Source organism: Vibrio alginolyticus NBRC 15630 = ATCC 17749, assembly GCF_000354175.2.
Classification (GTDB): domain Bacteria; phylum Pseudomonadota; class Gammaproteobacteria; order Enterobacterales; family Vibrionaceae; genus Vibrio; species Vibrio alginolyticus.
The window spans coordinates 477748-495382 of record NC_022349.1; the positions used below are offsets into that span (position 1 = coordinate 477748).

A 17635-nucleotide genomic window follows, 5' to 3' on the forward strand; every position below is an offset into this window, starting at 1 on the left:
GTGTTAATCCTTATCTAGTGTTTGTAGAAGACGTGATTTAGTCACGACACCAAAGTAAGTTCCTTTCTCATCTACGACAGGCACGGCATAAGGAACACCAGCAACCAGACCCAAAATGTCATTAATTGACTGATCAGGCTGAAGAGTAACTTCATCCGGTAATTGAGCACTGGCTAACGAACGGTTTTCTTTATGAGCCAAACGTAGTGAATCAAGAGATACGATGCCGGAATATCGGCTAGATTTATCGACGACAATACCGTAATCACGGTCGTGATCCATCAGAATCTGCATCGCAGAGCCTGGACCGTCATTTTCCGATTTCTTAAAAACAGCCGCTGGCTTCTTGCGCGCGATATCTTTTGCTGTCAAGACACTTGCGATGTTTACGCCGCGGAAAAACGCTTCGACATAATCATTTGCTGGACTGTGTAATATTTCATCAGGTGTACCAACCTGAACAACCTCACCGTTTTGCATGATGGCGATACGGTCGCCAATGCGCATTGCTTCATCCAAATCATGAGAAATGAAGACAATTGTGCGTTTGTCATCGTTCTGTAGACGAATAAGCTCATCTTGCATCTCAGAACGGATCAATGGGTCTAAAGCGGAAAACGCCTCGTCCATTAATAGGATGTCAGGATCACAGGCTAACGCTCTCGCTAAACCAACGCGCTGTTTCATACCACCGGATAATTCGTCAGGGAAAGATTCTGCATAAGGGTCTAAACCCACTCTTTCTAGGGCGGAAAGGGCACTTTTCTGACGCTCATTAACATCGATGCCGGCAAGTTCTAAACCAAAGGCGGCATTTTCAATCACCGTCATGTGTGGCATGAGTGCGAAACTTTGAAACACCATTGAGATATTATTACGACGAACTTCTCGAAGTTCATTTTCGGAGATGTGGGCGATATCTCTTCCTTTGAGATAAACACTGCCTTTAGTCGGCTCAATGAGCCGGTTAAGAAGTCGAACAAGGGTGGATTTCCCGGAGCCAGAAAGGCCCATGATTACGAAAATTTCCCCTTCATTTATGGTGAGAGATACATCGTTTACGCCGACTGTTAAACCTGTCTGTTCAAAAATACCGTCTTTATCGACGCCTTTGTCGATAAGCGAGAAGGCTCTCTCTGGGTCTTCTCCAAACACTTTATACAGTCCCTTAACTTCCAGTATGGGATCCATGTTATCTGTCCTTTTTCGTGTGTTTATAACTGTTTAACGATTTGTACTCTAATTAATTTTAGTTCAACTTTCAATGAAAGGGGGTTGGTTAACTAGTTATGCTGTGCATAGAGAATTAGTTGAGCAAGGTCTGTTCAACTCTTGTTTTTTATATTTAAAACAATTGCTTGAGATGTGTTTTTATCCGCCATAACGTTGCCCTGACGTAGGGTTGAATTTATTTTGAATTTTTTTGTACATTTCAACTCAACTCACTTGCATAGATATAAGCCGTGATAGCTTAGAGCTCTACATATAAAAAGGTTAGAGCTCTAATTTTTGGTTAAGGCTTGGTCCTGTGAAATCGGTTAGGTACTGTTATCCTTAGATTTATTTATTGCTTGATTTCACTCAGGGTGATATTTATCGCTGTAGTTTAGGCAACGTATGGAATAAAAAATGGAAGCCGAACAGTTAGAAGTGCTCAATTTCATTAGCCAGTACCCACCTTTTGATGACCTACCTGAAGAGCAGCTTAGAAAAATTGCTCTCAATGCCGAGGTTGCATACTTTCGGCAAGGAACAAAAATCCTTAACTTCGGAGATACGATCCGCGACTTGTATATGGTGAGAAGTGGGGCGGTAGAGATTTATCGACGTAAAGGTGAACTTTACAACAGGATTGATGCTGGTGGACTGTTTGGTCAGATGGGGTTGTTGATGAACAACCGCGTACGTATGCCAGCCAAAGCGATAGAAGACACTCTCGTTTACTGCATTCCGGAAAACATCTTCAATGAACTTTGTGATGAGTTTGAAAACTTTGCGGACTACATGGAACTGGAAGATAGCGCGCGTTTGCGAAGCGCAATATCTAGCCGCTCCGAAAGCAATGACTTTACCACCGCTAAGGCACGTAAAATCTTAGCAAGAGATCCAGTAACTCTGGAGGCAACGGCTTCAATTCAGGAAGCTGCGATACTAATGGCAGAGGAAAATGTCACCTCTCTGCTCATTATTCGCCCGACAGAGGAGCTCACAGAAGAAGATGATGAACAGCTGCTTGGAATATTGACTGATCGCGATCTTTGCATTCGCGTACTAGCTCAAGGTATTGATACCAATATTCCAGTGAGTGAGGTCATGAGTTATGACGTGGTTTCATTGGATTATAACGCCTATGTGTTTGAGGCCATGTTAACCATGTTGCGTTACAACGTACATCATTTACCAATTTTAAAAGATAAAAAGCCGATAGGAATTATTGGCATGACGGACATCGTTCGTTACGAATCTCAGAACAGCCTATTGCTAGTGAGCTCTATTTTTCAGCAAACCAGTGTCGAGGATCTCAAGCAGGTTTCTGAACAAGTAAAAGACTGTTTCGTAAGAATGGTCAATGAAGATGCCAACGCGCACATGATTGGTCGAGCCATGTCGGTTATAGGCAGTAGTTTCAAACAACGCCTCGCTGAATTAGCTGAGCAAGAGTTCGGCCCAGCGCCCATTCCTTATTGTTTAGTCGCAATGGGTTCAATGGCGAGGGATGAGCAGCTAATTGTAACGGATCAAGATAACGCCCTTATTCTCGATAACAGTTATGACGTTGAGATTCACGGAGAGTACTTTGAAAAGTTTGCTAAATTTGTTTGTGATGGTTTAGCGGCATGCGGCTATGCTTATTGTACTGGAGACATTATGGCTACCAACCCAGAATGGCGAAAAACTCGTGCAGAATGGGAAGAATGCTTTGGAAACTGGATAGACAATCCAACCCCTGAGAGATTGTTAAATAGTAATATCTTTTTTGATCTCCTCGGTGTGCATGGGCGAGTGAAATGGGCGGAGCAATTAAGCAGCTTTATTGTGAGACGAGCGAAAAGAAATAACCGCTTTCTTGCTTGTATGGCGTATAACGCAATACGTAGGACGCCTCCACTGGGCTTTTTCAAAGACTTTGTGATGGAGAAAGATGGTCGTCATCGCAACTCGATTAACTTGAAGCGAAGGGGGACGGCTCCGTTGGCCGATTTAATACGGGTGCATTCTCTGGCAATCGGTTCGCGATCGCAAAACTCTTTCGACCGTTTAGATGACATTAATGATGCTGGCATTTTACCGAAAGGTCGAGGTTTGGATTTAAGGGATGCGATGGAGCTAATCTACATGGTTCGAATTCGTCACCAAGCCCTTGATATAGAAAATGGAGAAGAGCCAGACAACAATATTGAGCCGGAGAACATGTCTGAATTTGAACGTCGAAACTTAAAAGCAGCATTTCAAATTCTAAGTAACGCTCAGAACTTCATTAAGTTTCGATACCAGAGAAGTAGCAAATAATGTGGTTCTCAAAAAAAGTAGAAAAAGAACAGCCGTTGTTGGATACATCCCAGACGCCAGAGTGGTCAATGTTGTTCAAACAACTAGCTAAAGAAGCGAAAGACGAGAGGCTCAAACGCTACTATTCGACACCGATGGTTAATGGGGAAACACCAATTGAACAAGTGCCATTTGTCTCGGTAGACTTTGAGACAACAGGATTGAACTCGGAAGAGGATGTCATTCTCACGATCGGACTTGTGCCGTTCACTATTGATCGTGTTCAATGTAATGGTTCTGCTCATTGGGTCGTTAACCCAAACAGAGAGTTAAACCACGAGTCTGTCATTATTCACGGTATCACTGACTCTGAGGTTAAAAACGCGCCGCAGCTGTCTCAGATCTTGGGTGAAATATTGGATGCGTTGTCAGGCAAAGTGGTACTTGTTCACTACAAGAACATTGAAAGGCAGTTCTTTAATAACGCCTTGCTAAATAGCATCGGAGAGGGGATACAGTTTCCTGTTGTTGATACGTTAGATATTGAGTATGCGATACAACGCCGTGAATGCAGAGGTTTTATCAATAAGTTGAAAGGCAAGAAACCCGGTTCTGTACGATTAGGGCACGCTCGTGAAAGATATGGCCTCCCTGCTTATCAACCTCACCATGCCCTGACGGATGCGTTAGCAACTGCGGAGCTGTTTCAAGCACAACTGCAGTATCACTTTAATCGAAACATGCCAATATCTTCGGTTTGGCAATAGGCGTTATTTATGGTGAAAACAATAAAATGCAATGAGAGATAGGGGGCTTTAAGATTATGATGGCGGATTGAGTAACCGCTTATAAGAACAATGTTTTATGAACATGTGCTTGGTAGTGATGAAGACGTTTCATTACTCGAACTCCGACGAAAGTAATTTAAACTTGGTCACGTATTTTTAAGGAGATTATCCGTGAGCACCGATAATAACGGTGGCATTCAACGCCCCGATGGAAAAGTAAACGCAATAGATACTGACTATCAAATTGGTCAGGATAACGTTGCGCTAAAGGTAGGCCCATTTGGCCTTGATATTCACAACCGTGTTTTTGCAATTTCTGGCTTAGCAATCGTCATGTTTGTTGTGATAACACTATTATTCCGAGAACAGGTAGAGCCGTTTTTTGCAGACCTACGAGCGGGTTTGTTACACAATTTAGACTGGTTTTTTCTCGCTTCAGGTAATATTTTTGTCATTGTCTGTGTCGGATTGATCTTCACACCATTGGGCCGTGTGCGAATCGGTGGTACTGAAGCAACACCGGATTACTCCTATGCCGGATGGTTGGCAATGCTATTTGCTGCAGGTATGGGCATTGGTCTCGTATTCTTCGGTGTATCAGAACCGATGTCCCATTTTAGTTCTGCGATTGGTGGCGTGAGCGTTGAGAATGGTGTACGTACTGACTGGGCACCGCTAGGTGGTGCAGAGGGCGATGCAACTGCAGCTTCGGCATTAGGGATGGCTGCGACGATTTACCACTGGGCACTTCATCCGTGGTCAATATACGCGCTCTTGGCTCTTGGACTGGCTATCTTTTCATTTAACAAAGGTTTGCCACTCACCATGCGCTCAATTTTTTACCCTTTGTTTGGTGAGCGTGTATGGGGTTGGACTGGTCATATTATCGATATTCTTGCAGTGGTAGCGACGGTTTTTGGTTTAGCAACATCGCTAGGCTACGGTGCGTCTCAAGCCGCAACGGGTTTGAACTTCCTGTTTGATGTCCCAATGACCAATACCACGCAGGTTATATTGATTATTGGTATTACTGCGCTCGCTTTAATCTCTGTTGTGGCTGGACTCGATAAGGGCGTGAAAATCTTATCTGAAATCAACATGGGTCTTGCAGCGCTGCTATTGCTATTTGTTATTGTTGTTGGCCCGACGATTGCGATTTTAACTGGTTTCTTCGAGAACATCGTTTCCTATGTGGCTAATATCCCTGCCTTATCTATGCCATTTGGACGAGAGGATGTGAATTACTCTCAAGGCTGGACGGCGTTTTACTGGGCGTGGTGGATTTCTTGGTCACCATTTGTGGGTATGTTCATCGCACGTGTGTCTCGCGGTCGTTCAGTTCGTGAGTTTATTATTTGCGTTATTCTTATCCCATCTTCAGTTTGTGTGTTATGGATGACGGCTTTTGGCGGTAACGCAATTAGCCAATACGTTAATGATGGCTACGAGGCGGTGTTTAACGCAGAACTACCTTTAAAACTTTTTGCCATGTTAGATGTTATGCCATTGGCTGAGATAACATCTTTTGTCGGCATTATCTTAGTCGTGGTGTTCTTCATTACCTCTTCTGACTCAGGATCACTGGTTATTGATACTATTGCTGCGGGCGGTAAGGTCGATGCACCAACGCCACAACGCGTGTTCTGGTGTACGTTTGAAGGTTTGGTTGCGATTGCATTGATGTTGGGTGGTGGTCTAGCTGCTGCTCAAGCAATGGCGGTGACGACTGGTTTACCGTTTACTATTGTTTTACTTGTTGCAACGGTATCTTTGATAAAAGGTTTGATGGATGAACCTCGTCCAAAGGCGGTTTCTAAGAAATCAAAATAACTAGTATCAGCAGTTAAATTATTGATAAAAGCGGTATGCGAAAGCATGCCGCTTTTTTTTTGGATTTCTATTTTTCTCTGAGAAATGAACAGCATGGAAAACGGTCTTATTCTGGTTGTTTTTTGTACTGTGCATTTAGGTGACTATTTAATAAATTAGACCTCGAACTATTTTAACTTTTGGTTAATAGGTTTATTTTTGTGATTTGAATCACAAAAATACCGATAAAAAGGCGGATTATTTGATTTTTAGTCGCGAGGGATGCCCATAATAAAAAGGAAATTTAATTAGACCTCAAAGGATATGTATTTTCACATGATCACATCAGCACCTTGGGTCCTTTATCCAGAGATTGGAGAAGACTCAAGTAAAAAATGGATTTTTCGTGAGCCTAAAATCTCTGATGGTGACGACATTTACAGCTTGATTGCAGACTGTCCTCCATTGGACATGAACTCATCTTATTGCAATTTCCTACAGTCTACGCATTTCAGCAAAACCAGTATTTTGGTTGAGCAAAAAGGCGAAATCGCAGGTTTCATTTCCGGTTATCAGAAACCAGACGAGCAAGACGTTTTATTTGTCTGGCAAGTTGCAGTCTCACCTCGCTTTAGAGGTCATGGTTTAGCATTCCGCATGTTGAAAGAACTTCTCACCCGAGAGGAATTAGGCGGTGTTAAATCGGTAGAAACTACCATCACGGAAGATAATAAAGCCTCTTGGGCACTGTTCAAAAAGTTAGATGCGATGAACGGCAATTCTGGCCAAGTAAGCACATTTTTGGATGAAGAAGCCCACTTTAAAGGCAAACACGATACAGAATATTTGTATCGCATTCCTCTCAAATAATCCTCAAACAATAGGAAATAAAAACGGTCTCATCATGGATATTTTCAAAAAGCAGGAATCCAACGTACGCTCATATTCAAACAATTTCCCGGTCGTTTTTCGTAAAGCGAAAGGCTGCTGGCTAGAAACAGAACAAGGTGAACGATACTTAGACTTCCTTGCTGGAGCGGGATCTCTAAATTACGGCCATAACAATCCAGTACTAAAACAAGCGTTGCTTGAGTACATTGAAATGGACGGTATTACTCACGGTTTGGATATGCACTCAGAAGCGAAAGCATCGTTTCTGGAAGCGTTGGATACTTACATCCTTAAACCAAGAAACTTGGATTACAAGGTTCAGTTTACGGGCCCAACAGGTACTAACGCTGTTGAGGCGGCATTGAAGCTGGCTAAAAAAGTAAAAGGCCGCGACAGCGTCGTTGCGTTTACTAACGGTTTCCATGGTTGTACTGCTGGCGCACTGGCTGCAACGGGTAACCAGCATCACAGACAAGGTAACGGTTCTAGTCTAAGTAACGTCACTCGTATTCCATTTGAAGGTTACGCTGGCGTAGATGGTCTTGCGCTGTTCGAAACCATGCTAAATGATAACTCTGCAGGTATGGATAAACCAGCCGCTGTACTTCTTGAAACTGTGCAGGGTGAAGGTGGTTTAAATGCTGCTTCAAACGAGTGGTTACAACGTTTGAGCAAAATCTGTAAAGCCAATGACATTCTTGTGATTGTCGATGACATTCAAGCAGGTTGTGGACGTACCGGTACTTTCTTTAGTTTCGAGCCGTCTGGTATCCAACCGGATATCGTGACGCTATCGAAGTCGATCGGTGGTTACGGTTTGCCGATGGCTGTCGTATTACTTAAGCCTGAGCTTGACCAGTGGAAGCCAGGCGAGCATAACGGTACGTTCCGTGGCAATAATCACGCCTTTATTACTGCTGCAAAAGCACTAGAAATTTACTGGGCAAACGATGATTTTGAAACACACATCAAGCAGTGTTCAGACAAGGTGAGTGCAGTGATTGACCGTTGTGTTCGTCGCTTTCCACAAATGTTTGTGCAGAAAAAAGGCCGCGGCATGATGGTTGGTATTGAATGTATCAATGGTGACATGGCATCTGAAATCGCGAAAAACTGTTTCGAGAATGGAATGGTGATAGAGACAGCGGGTCCAGACGATGAAGTTGTGAAGTTCTTCTGTCCACTAACCATCAGCGAATCAGAGCTAGATCAAGGACTAAGCATCTTTGAAAATGCAGTAGAGACTATCGCTGCGAAACATTTCAAACAAGCATCTTAATAAGGATTTTAATTATGATCGTCAGAACTCTAGATGAATGCCGCAACAGCGAACGACGTGTTGTTTCAGATAACTGGGAAAGTGTCCGCATGTTGTTGAAAGACGACAACATGGGTTTCTCTTTCCACATCACAACGATTTATGAAGATACAGAAACTCATATTCACTATCAAAACCACCTTGAATCGGTGTTTTGTATGAGTGGTGAAGGTGAGATTGAAGTTGTAGGTGGAGAAACGTACCCAATCAAACCAGGTACATTATATATCCTTGATAAACACGATGAGCACTACTTGAGAGCTTATAAGAATAAAGAAATGGTAATGGCGTGTGTGTTTAACCCACCGATTACTGGCGCTGAAGTGCACGATGAAAACGGTGTTTATCCTCTCGTTGACTAAAAGATGATGGTGGGGTGCTTTGCCACCCCACACTTTACTATCTCTTCTTTTTTCTTTTTAAAGTTACCAATCAAAAAAGGCTTATCATGACATTTACCGTAGAAAAAATCGGCGGTACATCAATGACAGCATTTGATGCTGTTCTCGACAATATTATTCTTCGTCCCAAAACACCATACAATCGTATTTTTGTCGTATCTGCATACGGTGGTATGACCGATGCGCTGCTCGAGTGTAAAAAAACCAGTAAACCAGGCGTTTATCAGCTTATCGCGAAACGCGACGACAAATGGGAAGAAGCGTTAGCGTACGTTGAAAGCCGTATGTTGCTGACCAATGAAAATATTTTTGCGGACCCAATGAATCGTATCCGTGCGGATAAATTCATTCGCTCCCGCATTGCTGAAGCGAAAAACTGTATCGCGAATATTTTAGAAACCTGTCAGTACGGTCAATTTTCGTTGCGCCAGTACTTGCCTCAAATTCGAGAGTTTCTCTCGTCTATCGGTGAGGCACATAGTGCTTACAACACAGCACTAAAACTAAAAAATATGGGTATTAACGCTAAGTTCGTTGACCTGTCTGGTTGGGATAATCAAGCGCCAAGAAGCCTTGATGAGTCGATCAGTGACGCGTTTGCTGATATCGATGTATCAAAAGAACTGCCAATCGTGACAGGTTATGCTTACTGTAAAGAGGGCCTAATGCACACTTATGACCGAGGTTATAGTGAGATGACATTTAGCCGAATTGCAGCAATAACAAAAGCGGATTTAGCAGTAATTCACAAAGAGTACCACTTGAGCTCAGCAGACCCACGCGTTGTTGGCCCTGAAAAAGTATTACCAATTGGTAGTACAAACTATGACGTAGCAGACCAACTTGCTAACCTTGGCATGGAAGCGATTCACCCAAATGCCGCTGCGGGTTTACGTGAAAGTGGTATTGAGCTACAGATTAAAAATACATTCGAACCTGAACACGAAGGTACTTTGATCTCTTCAAGCTACCGCCCAGAAGAAGACAAAGTCGAGATCATCGCAGGTAAAGAAAAAGTATTTGCACTGCATTTGTTTGACCAAGCAATGGTAGGAAAAGCCGATAACGTTAGTTACGAATTGATGGAAATCATCTCCGATGCTCGTGTAAGTTTGGTTGGTAAAGAGATGAACGCTAACTCTATTACTTACTATCTAGGTGGCAGTACTGATAGCTTAAACAAAGTATTGTATAAAGCCGAGAAACGTTATCCGAATGCCTCGATTAAAGGTCGTATGGTCGCGCTTATCTCAGCCATCGGTTCTCAAATTGATACCAACAAGACGTTGGCGAAAGGTGTGCTTGCATTGATGAATAATGGCGTTACGCCAGTTGCACTGCACTCATCATTGAGAAATGTAAATGTTCAATTTGTTGTCGGTGATAAGGAATACCAGCACGCGATTTGCGCATTGCATGATGAGTTTTTCCAAAGTAGCAGTGTAGCTAAATCGGTTAATGTGGCTTAGTTTATCCACGGTTAAAATACAAAGGAGAGCAGGTTAGCTCTCCTTTTTTTGTTTTCAGCCCTAAACCACCTACTTCAGTAGGTGGTTATCATCCGTTTCGGCTTTGCCTGTAAAACTACTCATGCTAAATGCGTCTTTGATTTTTCCAGAAGTCAAAGAGGACAAATAACATGAGTAGATACAATCAAGCTTCCCACGTATTTTGGCGTTGTCAATACCATATAGTGTGGACGCCAAAGTATCGATTTAGGATCTTGAAGAACAATATAGGTAAAGAAGTTTATCGATGTATTTATGTTTACTGTAATCAACTTGGATGTGAAGTCGTAGAGCTAAACGTACAAGTTGACCACGTACATTTAGTTGTAAAGGTCCCACCAAAGCTTTCGATATCCAAGTTGATGGGGGTATTGAAAGGCAAAATAGCCTTAAAGCTATTTAGCAAGTTTCCTCACCTTAGGAAGAACAGGCTTTGGGGTAATCACTTTTGGCAAAGAGGCTATTTTGTCGATAGTGTTGGAATCAATGAAGAAATAATACGCCGATATGTAAGACATCAAGAGAAGCAAGAGCGAGTAGAGCAGCAGCAATTGGCGCTGGACTAAACAAAGGCCCCCTTTTAGGGGGCTCACACAAAGCCACCTTCTTTAGAAGGTGGTAATTTACTTTTCAGTTTGTACTCACAATGCCCACTTTGTATAGGCTAAACAGGCGATTTAAGTAAGTTCCTATGTGGCGATACACATAAGCCAGCAGAATGGTCTGCTGGCTTATGTTACTGATTAACTAACGTTAACTTAGTTTACTTAAACTTGCTGATTTCTTGTTCAACTTTGTCTAGTTGTTGCAGCTTCTCTTGCATTTTTAGAGAGTCGTAGTTTAGTGAAGCAGGGTTCATCGCTGTGCCACGCTGCATTGGGTATTCTGGAAGTGTTTTAAAGAACTCTCCCACAACGTCTTGTACAGGTACAAATAGCCACATGTTGTCAGCCATCCAACGCAAGTACATTTGTGATTCGCTTGGGCCTTTTTCGAATGGGTCAGCGCGTAGGTGGATGATTTTAGGCCAGTTCGGAGCAAAACGAACTGCGTTACTTAGGTTCCCTTCAAGCGTTGCAAAGTGAAGTTTCCAGTCATTCCAGCGGACAGCGTTTAATTCACCATTAGACGTAAAGTAAAGCAGCGACTCACGAGGGCCTTTTTCTTCCTTACCTTCAAAGTATGGCATGAAGTTATAACCATCTAAATGCACACGCCATTCTTTGCCATTTGCTTTGTAGCCTTCTGCCAGTTTTTCTTTTACATCAGGTACGCCAGCAGCTGCCAATAATGTAGGCAACCAGTCTTGGTGTGCCATCATTTCATTGATCTTGGTTCCTGGCTTAATGACGCCTGGCCAACGAACCAGTTGAGGAACACGCATACCGCCTTCCCAAGTTGTACCTTTTTCACCATGGAATGGTGTTGCGCCACCATCTGGCCAAGTCATGGTTTCTGCGCCGTTGTCCGTTGAGTAGATAACGATAGTGTTGTCTGCAACACCTAGCTCATCCAGCTTGTCGAGTAAAACACCTACATGATCATCATGTTCCAGCATACCATCGGCATAAATGCTTACACCTGATTTACCTTGGTATTTTTCCTGCAAGCGAGTCCAAACGTGCATACGAGTGGCGTTATGCCAAATAAAGAAGGGTTTATCCGCCTTAACTGCTTTTTCCATAAATGCCAAAGAGCTCTCTAGGAACTCTTCATCTGCGTGCTCCATACGTTTTCGTGTCATCGGGCCAGTGTCTTCAATCTTACCGTCGGCATAAGACTTAATGACACCACGAGGGCCATAGTTTTTACGAAACTCTGGGTCTTTAGGGTAGTAATAAGTTTCAGGTTCTTCTTCTGCGTTTAGGTGATATAAGTTACCGAAGAATTCGTCAAAGCCGTGTTTTGTCGGTAAGTGCTTATCTTGGTCACCTAAGTGGTTTTTACCAAATTGACCCGTCATGTAACCTTGTTCTTTTAACAGATCTGCAATGGTTGGTGCCCAATCAGGTATGCCGTGGTCAGAGCCTGGCATACCAATTGTTAACAAACCCGTACGAAATGGCTCTTCACCCGTAATAAAGGCAGCGCGACCAGCAGTACAAGACTGTTGTCCGTAGTGATCTGTGAACAACGCACCTTCATTCGCGATACGGTCGATGTTTGGCGTTTTGTAACTCATCATACCTTGGTTGTATGCGCTGATATTCCAGTAGCCGATATCGTCACCAAAAATTGCCAGTATATTCGGTTTGTCTGCTGCTATAGCAGCACTAGACGCCGCTAACAGTCCTGCGCCTACAGCGGTTTTGCTCAATTGATTTGCCATAAAAACTCCAGATTGTTGAGAGTAAAGATAAGCACAAGTGAGCCTTATGCTTAGTTGCTGCATAAGTTAATGATGTATATAGAAAAATCCTCTTATACTCGATATAACTATAAGTTATTGCTAGGTAGTAACCATTTGTTAATTAAGAAGAAATAGGATTGTCCTGTTAGTTTGTAGAGATTCGTAAAGTAGATTTAGATCACTGAAGAGCCTTATTTTTATTGCGTAGTAGAAGAGGGGATGGAAATGAAAAACAATAGGATGCTCGCTTGTTTTACGGTCCTAAAGCAATACTAAAGTCGTTATGTATTGCTTGTAATTATTTGTATAACCAGTGATTTAGTGTCTATATTGATTTAGGTTGTGCATTATAAATATAAGGATATCTATGAGTCAGTGGGCAGGCCGGTTTCGTATTTTATTGCTGGTCAACGTTGTTGTCAGTTTTATGGCTTTTTCTCAAGAGTTATTAACAGAGAAACCAAATATTCCTTTAGGCTTAAATCCAGAATATGCTGGCACACAAGCTTGTATAGATTGCCACCAAAACGAGGTGGAGGCCTGGAAAGGGTCACATCACGATATGGCCATGAAGCATGCAAGTACAACCTCTGTGCGTGGTAATTTTGATAACCATGTTGTAACACACAAAGGAATGCCTAATCGTTTTTTTAAAAAAGGCGGCGAATATTGGGTCAACATTCAAGGCTCTGACGGGCAATGGCATGACTATAAGATCAGCTATACATTTGGCTGGGAACCATTACAGCAGTACATGGTCGAGTTTGAAGATGGCCGCGTGCAGCTTATTCCTTTTGCTTGGGACACAAGAGCTAAAGTTGAAGGGGGACAGCGTTGGTTTCATCTTTATCCAGAAACGACAACAACGGATGAATTCTATTGGACCAATACCGGGCAAAATTGGAACTTCATGTGTGCTGATTGCCATTCAACGCACCTAAAGAAGAATTACGACGCTGACAAAAACACTTACAACAGCTCATGGTCAGAGATTAATGTGGGATGCGAAGCATGCCATGGTCCTGCTAGTCAGCACATAGAACTGGCCAAGAAATACAAAAATGCTGGCACTTCTTTTGAGCATGACAGCCATTATGGCTTTGATCGAAATTTGTCTAAAGCAGTGTCGGATTGGGTGTTTGAGGAAGGCCATAGTACGTTACAGCCGAAATCAATTGAAGCAACCAATCAAGTGCAAACATGCGCTCAATGCCATAGTCGCCGAACCCAGTTAAATGAAACAGGTGATCATGTTAAAGGTTCCTTTTTTGATAAATATCGCTTAAGTCTTATAACACCTGAACTCTACTATCATGATGGACAGATTTACGACGAAGATTATGTTTATGGTTCGTTTCTTCAATCTGAAATGGCGGAGAAGGGGGTCACGTGCACTAATTGCCATGATCCACACACGGCAGAATTAACGATCCCAGAAGAGGCAGTATGTTCGCAATGCCATATTGCATCTGAATATACACCTGAAAAGCATACCTTTCATAAGGCTGGATCTGAAGCATCGCAATGTACGACTTGTCACATGCCAGAAACGACTTACATGCAAGTCGATCCTCGTAGAGACCACAGTTGGCATATTCCACGACCAGATTTGAGCAAACATATTGGAACGCCCAATGTTTGCATGTCATGCCATGAAGATAAAAGCAATCAATGGGCCGATGAACAGATAGCAGAATGGTACCCGAATTCGAAGTATCGTAATCAGCAACATTTTGCTGTCGCATTTTATGCGGATTCAATTGGTCATCAAGGAGCAGCAAATGCGTTAGCATACTCTGCTCAGGATTCGTCTTTAAAAGACATTATTCGCGCCTCAGCCCTGGAGAGGATGGGAGGCAATACAGACCAAAATACAACAGTATCTTTGGCTAGGGCCGTTAAGAATGAGAATGAAATGGTTCGATTAGGGGCAATTTCAGGCTCGTCTGGTTATGAATTTCATGATCGGTGGCGGATTCTAGAGCCATTGCTTGATGACCCGGTGCTTTCAGTGAGAACGGAAGCTGCCTCGGTGCTGGTAGCGAACTACGCACAAATGACCCCTTTACAAAAAGATATCATTAAATCGCCTTTAGAAGAGTACATGGAAATTCAAGAGTTTAATGCCGATCGTGGTTTCGGAAGAACCAATTTGGCGAATGTGTACCGCAGCTTAGGTGAAATCGACAAAGCGGCCGAGCTGTATAAACAAGCGATCAGCATCGAACCCTATTTCGAAAATAGCTACGTTAACCTAGCAGATTTGTATCGTCACCTAGGTAAAGAAGAAGCTGCGCTCACGGTGCTACAACAAGGGATGAAAGCTCAACCTAAATCCAGCACGTTACCATACAGCGCAGGTCTTTCTTTGTTGCGTCAAGGCAAAGCTGATGATGCGAAAAAGCTACTTAGACGCGCCGCAGAAATTGGTGAAACTAATGCTCATTATTGGTACGTGTACGGTCTAGCTCTAGAAAAAAGCGATGTTCTAGAAGCCAGTAAAGCGTTGCAAACAGCATTTGAAGTCGGTGGCAATCCACAGCACTTGTATGCTCAATGCGAGGTTCTAGCGAGAAATCATAAAAAAGGTGCTGTCGCTTTTGCTTTCGATAGGTGCATACAAGAGCTTAGTCACTATGCACCTAAACAAGCTATTGATCAGCTTAAAGCCTCTATTGTCGGGGTCAATAGGAGCTAATTACCAAAAGTGGAGCTTTTATCGCTCCACTTTTTTCTTACTTAGTTTAATCAGCGTCTTTCGCTAATCTCAGCCCCATGTCGGACATGATGACTGACTGGCTAGCAAAATCGCGACGATAGTTTTCGGATTCGTCAGCATCATAGGCAAAGCTACCACCTCGTACAGACTTGTGTGCAAGGCTTTCTTTTTCATCTTTTGCGTTTACCGGATTATCACTTGGTGCTGATTTGTAATAACCTTCATCAAACGCATCAATAACAAACTCACCAACATTACCCGTCATATCGTATAAGCCAAGCTCATTCGGTTTTTTCTGACCTACCTTGTGTGCCTTATTGTTTGAGTTACTGGCATACCAGGCAACGTCGTTAATATCATCAGCTCCCGCGTAAGTGAATCCTTGACTTAGATTCCCCCCTTTCGCTGCAAACTCCCATTCTGCTTCTGTGGGTAAACGATAGTGCTCTCCCGTTTTTTCATTCAATTTCTTTATAAAATAATTGGCTTGTTGCCAGCTAATGTTATTTACGGGCGTATTTGGGTTTCTAAAATAACTCAGAGAAGAGCCTGTAACCGATTCGAATAACTCTTGGGTTACCTCAAATTTTGCCAAATAGAAATCTTCCACGCGAACGGTGCGAGCCGGGCGCTCGGATTTATTTGCTGACGGATTATCCGAGCCCATCGTAAATTGTCCACCTTCAATAAGAACCATATCTTGATCGATTTTTTGGGCAAGAGGGCTAGGTTGTGTTGTTGCACATCCAGTCATAATTAGCGAAATCGAAATAGCGGCACCAAGGTAAAGAGTATTACTTTTGGAATGCTTCATAGGGGAGCTCCATCAACATTTATGATCAAAGAATTTTATCAGGCAAGTCTATGAAAAACAGTTATACACACTATAACAAGCGCCACGAATAATTGAACATTATCATCACACTAGGCGATTAACTTAATGATTAGTCTTAGCGCCGTTGGGCACAGGCTAGCAACTAAGAAGGTGATGAATGCACATAACTCAAGGTCCGCAGTTCAATGGAAAAGCATCCAAGCGATTACATGTCATGGCGAAACCTATCGGTGCAGTGTGCAATATCGATTGCACCTATTGTTACTACCTAAGCAAACAAGATTTACTTGAGTACAAGCCAGGCTGCTCACCAGTCATGGATGAGGAAACGCTCGAGACCTATATCCGTCAATATATAGCGGGACAAAATACACCTGAAATTATTTTCTCTTGGCAGGGTGGTGAGCCGACAATGCTAGGTTTGGATTATTTCAAGACAATTGTTGAGCTACAGAATAAATACCGTCCCGATGGCATTACGATCTCCAATGACCTCCAGACTAATGGCACACTGCTTAACGATGAATGGTGTGAGTTTTTAAAGGCGAACAACTTTCTCGTCGGTTTAAGCATTGATGGCCCAGAAATGATGCACAACGCTTACCGAACAAACCGAGCTGGTAGAGGCACATTCCGGCAAGTTATGAATGCGGTTGAATTATTACATAAGCACGAAGTAAAGTTTGCTACGCTCACTTGTGTTAACAACTTGACCGGCCGTAACCCACTTGAAGTGTACCGATTCTTGCGAGATGAAGTACGCTCCCCTCAAATGCAGTTTATTCCAATAGTTGAGCAGAAAACATTCAGAACAACCGCCCCTCAAACTTGGGAGCCAAACGAGCAACTAAAGCAAGGAGATAAACGGTTGATCCCAGGTCATAAAGATGCCGTTGTTGAGCCTTTTTGCGTTGCGGATGAAGCATGGGGAAATTTTCTGATCGCGATTTTCAATGAATGGGTTTTACACGATATCGGCAACGTGTTTGTGCAGTACTTTGAAGCCAGTATCGAAACCTGGATGGGCAGAAAAAACCCACTGTGTACGTTAGGTGAAATCTGCGGGAAGGGCTTAGCAATGGAGCCTAATGGTGATGTGTTTGCGTGTGATCATTACGTGTACCCAGAATATAAGGTTGGAAACATTCATCACGAAAAGCTCGATACGCTCGCTTATAGCTCTGAGCAGCAGAAATTTGGGTTTGCTAAAAGTCGTACGCTGCCCCAACAGTGCCTTCAATGTGATTATCAATTTGCATGTTTTGGAGAATGTCCCAAAAACCGTTTTATCCGTACTAGGCAAGGTGAGCCTGGTCTTAATTATCTCTGCGCGGGTTGGAAGAAGTTTTTTACCCATGTTGATCAGTCGATGGCGTACATCTTACGAGCGACAGGTAACCCAGTGGTTCACGGTAAATACAGTGACCAGATTCTACACCAGCAAGCTACTCAAACACAGACTGTGTTTGAAACGAAGTTTTAAGATAGTCACTACGCCTGCTACAGGCCCGGAAATGAAAGAATATA

13 protein-coding genes are annotated in these 17635 nt (G+C 42.9%); 10 read left to right on the forward strand and 3 right to left on the reverse strand.

Features of this window, described 5'->3' with window-relative positions:
* Positions 1 to 3: 3 nt before the first annotated feature.
* The gene (gene proV / locus N646_RS02120; RefSeq protein WP_005377777.1) at positions 4 to 1191 is read right to left on the reverse strand and encodes a glycine betaine/L-proline ABC transporter ATP-binding protein ProV; all 1188 of its coding nucleotides are present in this window, start codon (positions 1189 to 1191) and stop codon (positions 4 to 6) included.
* A 438-nt stretch (positions 1192 to 1629) separates the two neighbouring features.
* Between proV and N646_RS02125 the strand changes: the two genes are divergently transcribed.
* From N646_RS02125 to tnpA, 8 genes are all read left to right on the forward strand, one after another.
* The gene (locus N646_RS02125) at positions 1630 to 3510 is read left to right on the forward strand and encodes a DUF294 nucleotidyltransferase-like domain-containing protein (protein ID WP_005377775.1); all 1881 of its coding nucleotides are present in this window, start codon (positions 1630 to 1632) and stop codon (positions 3508 to 3510) included.
* Positions 3510 to 4256, forward strand: a complete 747-nt coding sequence (locus N646_RS02130; RefSeq protein WP_017820938.1) for a 3'-5' exonuclease — start codon at positions 3510 to 3512, stop codon at positions 4254 to 4256. Before N646_RS02125 ends, N646_RS02130 begins: the two co-directional genes overlap by 1 nt.
* A 192-nt stretch (positions 4257 to 4448) precedes the next feature.
* A complete protein-coding gene (locus N646_RS02135) occupies positions 4449 to 6107 on the forward strand; it encodes a BCCT family transporter (protein ID WP_005377772.1) in 1659 nt (552 codons plus the stop codon).
* Between the two features lie 315 nt (positions 6108 to 6422).
* Positions 6423 to 6956 (forward strand): diaminobutyrate acetyltransferase, encoded by a 534-nt coding sequence (ectA, locus tag N646_RS02140; RefSeq protein WP_005393379.1) that lies wholly within the window; start codon positions 6423 to 6425, stop codon positions 6954 to 6956.
* A gap of 34 nt (positions 6957 to 6990) precedes the next feature.
* Complete coding sequence (gene ectB, locus N646_RS02145) at positions 6991 to 8256, forward strand: diaminobutyrate--2-oxoglutarate transaminase (protein WP_017820939.1); 1266 nt, start codon at positions 6991 to 6993, stop codon at positions 8254 to 8256.
* A 14-nt stretch (positions 8257 to 8270) separates the two neighbouring features.
* A complete protein-coding gene (locus N646_RS02150) occupies positions 8271 to 8657 on the forward strand; it encodes an ectoine synthase (protein WP_005377769.1) in 387 nt (128 codons plus the stop codon).
* 86 nt (positions 8658 to 8743) lie between these two features.
* Positions 8744 to 10165, forward strand: coding sequence for an aspartate kinase (locus N646_RS02155; protein WP_017820940.1), 1422 nt, complete (start codon positions 8744 to 8746; stop codon positions 10163 to 10165).
* A gap of 170 nt (positions 10166 to 10335) precedes the next feature.
* Positions 10336 to 10770 carry an IS200/IS605 family transposase gene (gene tnpA / locus N646_RS02160; RefSeq protein ID WP_017633711.1) on the forward strand — a complete coding sequence of 145 codons (435 nt, stop codon included), beginning with the start codon at positions 10336 to 10338 and terminating at the stop codon, positions 10768 to 10770.
* A gap of 197 nt (positions 10771 to 10967) precedes the next feature.
* On the opposite strand, the gene N646_RS02165 is transcribed toward tnpA, so the two are convergent.
* Positions 10968 to 12533, reverse strand: coding sequence for an arylsulfatase (locus N646_RS02165; protein ID WP_017821943.1), 1566 nt, complete (start codon positions 12531 to 12533; stop codon positions 10968 to 10970).
* Positions 12534 to 12921: 388 nt separating this feature from the next.
* Here N646_RS02165 and N646_RS02170 point away from each other — a divergent pair, with 388 nt between their 5' ends.
* Entirely contained in the window at positions 12922 to 15252 is a 2331-nt protein-coding gene (locus N646_RS02170; RefSeq protein WP_017821944.1) for a tetratricopeptide repeat protein, read from the forward strand.
* 46 nt (positions 15253 to 15298) lie between these two features.
* Here N646_RS02170 and N646_RS02175 read toward each other — a convergent pair whose 3' ends face one another.
* Positions 15299 to 16027, reverse strand: coding sequence for a formylglycine-generating enzyme family protein (locus tag N646_RS02175; RefSeq protein WP_372434443.1), 729 nt, complete (start codon positions 16025 to 16027; stop codon positions 15299 to 15301).
* A gap of 238 nt (positions 16028 to 16265) precedes the next feature.
* Between N646_RS02175 and N646_RS02180 the strand changes: the two genes are divergently transcribed.
* The gene (locus tag N646_RS02180; protein WP_017821945.1) at positions 16266 to 17591 is read left to right on the forward strand and encodes an anaerobic sulfatase maturase; all 1326 of its coding nucleotides are present in this window, start codon (positions 16266 to 16268) and stop codon (positions 17589 to 17591) included.
* Positions 17592 to 17635 lie beyond the last annotated feature (44 nt).

Coding starts and splice junctions, on each gene's coding strand:
- proV (WP_005377777.1), bottom strand. CDS start 1,191: ATGGATCCCATACTGGAAGTTAAGGGACTGTATAAAGTGTTTGGAGAA.
- N646_RS02125 (WP_005377775.1), top strand. CDS start 1,630: ATGGAAGCCGAACAGTTAGAAGTGCTCAATTTCATTAGCCAGTACCCA.
- N646_RS02130 (WP_017820938.1), top strand. CDS start 3,510: ATGTGGTTCTCAAAAAAAGTAGAAAAAGAACAGCCGTTGTTGGATACA.
- ectA (WP_005393379.1), top strand. CDS start 6,423: ATGATCACATCAGCACCTTGGGTCCTTTATCCAGAGATTGGAGAAGAC.
- ectB (WP_017820939.1), top strand. CDS start 6,991: ATGGATATTTTCAAAAAGCAGGAATCCAACGTACGCTCATATTCAAAC.
- N646_RS02150 (WP_005377769.1), top strand. CDS start 8,271: ATGATCGTCAGAACTCTAGATGAATGCCGCAACAGCGAACGACGTGTT.
- N646_RS02155 (WP_017820940.1), top strand. CDS start 8,744: ATGACATTTACCGTAGAAAAAATCGGCGGTACATCAATGACAGCATTT.
- tnpA (WP_017633711.1), top strand. CDS start 10,336: ATGAGTAGATACAATCAAGCTTCCCACGTATTTTGGCGTTGTCAATAC.
- N646_RS02165 (WP_017821943.1), bottom strand. CDS start 12,533: ATGGCAAATCAATTGAGCAAAACCGCTGTAGGCGCAGGACTGTTAGCG.
- N646_RS02170 (WP_017821944.1), top strand. CDS start 12,922: ATGAGTCAGTGGGCAGGCCGGTTTCGTATTTTATTGCTGGTCAACGTT.
- N646_RS02175 (WP_372434443.1), bottom strand. CDS start 16,027: ATGACTGGATGTGCAACAACACAACCTAGCCCTCTTGCCCAAAAAATC.
- N646_RS02180 (WP_017821945.1), top strand. CDS start 16,266: ATGCACATAACTCAAGGTCCGCAGTTCAATGGAAAAGCATCCAAGCGA.